Annotated in this window: 3 protein-coding genes; 2 read left to right on the forward strand and 1 reads right to left on the reverse strand. The window is 30.2% G+C overall.

Translation table 11 applies throughout. The annotated features are described in order from the left end of the window. Both NE054_RS07870 and NE054_RS07875 read left to right on the forward strand, forming a co-directional pair. On the forward strand, positions 1–180 hold a 180-nt coding region (locus NE054_RS07870), incomplete at its 5' end, for a hypothetical protein (protein WP_297890396.1). 247 nt (positions 181–427) lie between these two features. Further along, positions 428–967 (forward strand): hypothetical protein, encoded by a 540-nt coding sequence (locus NE054_RS07875; RefSeq protein ID WP_297890398.1) that lies wholly within the window; start codon positions 428–430, stop codon positions 965–967. A 140-nt stretch (positions 968–1,107) separates the two neighbouring features. On the opposite strand, the gene NE054_RS07880 is transcribed toward NE054_RS07875, so the two are convergent. Then, on the reverse strand, positions 1,108–1,959 hold the full coding sequence (locus NE054_RS07880; RefSeq protein WP_297890400.1) for a hypothetical protein: 852 nt from the start codon (positions 1,957–1,959) through the stop codon (positions 1,108–1,110). Positions 1,960–2,205 lie beyond the last annotated feature (246 nt).

Here is a 2,205-nt window from a genome sequence, read left to right on the forward strand (position 1 = left end):
GATAAAATGGATTATATTCTTTTACTGCCCGTTGTATCAGGTTCTTTATTTATTTTCTTTCTATCTTACAAGAATTACCAAAGAAATTTCAAAGAATTTACACGATATTTTTATCAACATAAAGTTGTAAAACAAAGAGAATTTATAGAAACAATTACAATAGAAATATCAACAACATAACTTTTATAATTATTATAAAAGTGGAGCCCATAATTTATATTGTTCTAGTTCTTATGTTATCATTAACTGTAGGAAGTATATACAAGAAAATATTTAATAATTCTATGTTAATTCACCAAAGAGAGATACTACGGAATTTACATTTGTATTTACGAAGAAATGAACCGATTAGAGAAAATATTCCTATTTCTATCATAGAAATAAGTTATAAAGATTATGTCTTAAATTAATAAAATAGTAAAATAAAATGGAAAAAGCCGACCCTAATGATATTAAACTTACAGAATTTGTAAGGTCTTTTAGTGAGCCTCCTGAACTTCTTAAAGAAATAAAAGAACCACCAGAGAAAGAACTAACGGATTTTTCTTCAATTAGAAGTATTATAATACCAACTCAAGTAAGAGAACTTTTAAAGAAATTGGAATTTTTAGCAATGATAGAAGTAGGTAAAAAGCCTTGTATGAACGATTTAGTATTTGTAGATAAAGAAAGTTGGATGGGAGCATTTTACCGTAATCGCAGTGGTGAAAGCAGAAAAGGCAATATGATGCAAATAGAACAAATCATAGACCAAACTATAACAGCAATCAACGATTTACAAAAAGTAGGACAATACACAATAGAAGAGAGAAATAATCTTATTATGATTATCTTGAGAACACTGAGAAAAGCTAAAGTAGGAATATTAAAATTAACAGAGACTTACCACGATAGTCCTATTACTATAGCACATATTAATGTTATAATAAGTAATATAGATTTACAGCTTATTAAGTTTGGTTGTTAAAGTAAGTTTAAACGAAGTTGAACTTATGAAGTAAGTTTAAACGAAGTTGAACTTATGAAAATAAGTTTATATATTTTTATATAAACATTGTGTAGCGTATTATTAGGGATTAATCTAATCTATCTAAATCTAAAAATTATTTACTCATCTTCTTCATCTTCGCTTTCCTCACCTTCTTTAACATTATCATAACGTCCCCACCACTCAACACTTGGGATTTCATTATCAAAATCTACATCATCTTTAAGACTGTATTCAAACTTAAGGTTATCTCCTTTAATGTGCTCCATCATAGAACCATAAGCAAGGCTAATAATGTCCTCTGCTCTTCCAAATTCTTCCGGTGTAAAGTAAGGGTTGGCTTTATTAATATTAACAAAAATAAAATAACAACTTTCTCCTGCATTGTTAGAATAATTAATAACATCAGTGTAATCATCAAAATCAAAACCTTCATTCTCCGCTACCTTCTTGGCAATTCTTACCATCTTCTCCTTGTATTTCTCGTCTTCCTGTCCTCCCTTCCTATGAGTTGATGTATGATTGTCTTCTTCCTCTTCTTCCTCTTCTTCCTCTTCTTCCTCTTCATACTTAGGAACTCTCAGGATTTTCAGCTTCCTCGGTTTCTCTTCTTCCTCGTCTTCTACTTCAGGTTCTTCTTCAGGTTCTTCTTCCTCTCCTACTTCAGGTTCTTCCTCATCATCATAATCAGCATAGTCATAATAAACAGTTCTAAGAACATCTTCAGGAATATCAGGAAGTTCATCGGTAATTTCCCTACTCTCATCAAGAACTTTACCGTAAGTTTCACTGTTAAATCCTTTTGTTGATGTGTATTTGTCAGTGATTACTCTCATCCAAACATTCTCTTCATCCTCGCAATTGCCAAGATATTCAAGGAGAATAAGGACGTTCTTGTTAGCATAAACGGGATGTTCCAGACAATCCTCACGCTGAAACATAGGCATAACGGTAAAGACTTGAGAAGACATTTTTAATACAAAAGATGCTTTAGTTGTTGTTAAAAGAGTTTAAAAATATAAATTTTAAAATTTATGAGATAGATAAAATTTTAAGGTATTTTTTTCTTTTTATAAAAAGAAAAATCTATATAAAATGGACTTATTTGGGGAAAGATGGATGAAAGAACTCTTAAAAGATATGGAAAAAACCGCAGATATTACCGAAAAAACAGGAGAAGAAAGAGTTGAAGTCTTCTTTCATTTAAGAGAAACCGA

It is taken from the genome of Sulfurihydrogenibium sp. (assembly GCF_027448985.1).
Classification (GTDB): domain Bacteria; phylum Aquificota; class Aquificia; order Aquificales; family Hydrogenothermaceae; genus Sulfurihydrogenibium.

What these genes read in the sequence shown, in the direction of transcription:
- NE054_RS07880 (WP_297890400.1), bottom strand. Translation starts at nt 1,959, where the DNA reads ATGTCTTCTCAAGTCTTTACCGTTATGCCTATGTTTCAGCGTGAGGAT.
- NE054_RS07875 (WP_297890398.1), top strand. Translation starts at nt 428, where the DNA reads ATGGAAAAAGCCGACCCTAATGATATTAAACTTACAGAATTTGTAAGG.